Annotated in this window: 1 protein-coding gene; it reads right to left on the bottom strand. The window is 65.5% G+C overall.

Annotated features, from left to right (window positions below):
• The coding region (locus QM841_RS42855) for a helix-turn-helix domain-containing protein (RefSeq protein ID WP_283336793.1) at positions 1–587 on the bottom strand (587 nt) is incomplete at its 3' end.
• Positions 588–689 lie beyond the last annotated feature (102 nt).

Raw genomic sequence — 689 nt, 5'->3', positions numbered from 1 at the left:
ACCCCGTGCCCGTCCATCGCCCGTTGCAGTGCCGCCCACGCGTCGGCGGAGGTTTCGGCCCGGGCGGCATACGAGCACACGTCCAGACGCGAGTGGTCGTCGAGAATCTGCAGGATGCACACCACGGTGCCGTCGGCGAGATAGTGCTCGAGGCCGTCGATCTGCCAGCACCCGTTGGGGGTGGAGTACTCGAAACTGCGGCGTGAACGGGGTTTCTTGCGTGGCTGAGGAACGATCTGGCCACACTCTTTCAGTACCCGGTACACCGTCGAGCGCGACGGGGTCGGGTCGAGGCCTTGGGCTTCGAGGCGCCACACGATCGAGATCGGGCCGTTGTCGAAGCCCTCGTCGTCGAGTTCCTTGCGGGCACGGACGATGGCCTCACGCACCTCGGGTCCGGTACTGGTGGGGCTGTGGTGTGGTCGGGTCGAGCGGGTGGTGAACGCTGCGGCGCCCTCGGTGCGGAACCTGCCCACCAGGACGTAGAAGGTATTGCGGGAGATGCCCTGCTCTCGGCACAGGCGGGACACGTTCACCCGTGCCCCGCCTGCGACCGCCGAGACCGCGGCCACGATGTCCGGATTCATCGAAAACCCTTTTCCACCCATGCCCGATTGTCACGGGCACGGGTCGTCAGTGTCCTCGATGTCCTGAGACATCAACTGTCCTGCATGTCCTGAACTCAGACA

Origin of the sequence: Rhodococcus sp. IEGM 1307, from assembly GCF_030056915.1 — a bacterium.
GTDB lineage: Bacteria > Actinomycetota > Actinomycetes > Mycobacteriales > Mycobacteriaceae > Rhodococcus_F > Rhodococcus_F opacus_D.
This window is presented reverse-complemented; position numbering and strand designations above follow the sequence as displayed.